The 242-nt window shown below is 45.0% G+C and carries 1 pseudogene; it reads left to right on the top strand.

Annotated features, from left to right (window positions below):
• A pseudogene (locus R0J92_RS25990) lies at nucleotides 1–242 on the top strand (tRNA (N6-isopentenyl adenosine(37)-C2)-methylthiotransferase MiaB); the annotation flags it as partial.

The following is a 242-nucleotide window of genomic DNA, read 5'->3' as shown; positions in this document are numbered from 1 at the left end:
AGGTGAAAAGTTGTTACGGCGCGTTCCCGAATTAGATTTAGTTATGGGACCGCAACACGCCAACCGCCTTGAGGATCTGCTGGAACAAGTGCAGGAAGGGAATCAAGTTGTTGCAACCGAACCCATTTATATTATGGAAGATATCACAAAACCACGGCGAGATAGTGATATCACTGCTTGGGTAAATGTTATTTATGGGTGTAACGAGCGTTGCAGTTATTGTGTTGTTCCCAATGTGCGAG

The organism is Tritonibacter sp. SIMBA_163 (assembly GCF_046535935.1).
GTDB classification, from domain to species: Bacteria; Pseudomonadota; Alphaproteobacteria; order Rhodobacterales; family Rhodobacteraceae; genus Epibacterium; species Epibacterium scottomollicae.
The sequence above is the reverse complement of the archived record's forward strand: the minus strand, read 5'-3'. Positions and strand labels throughout refer to the sequence as shown.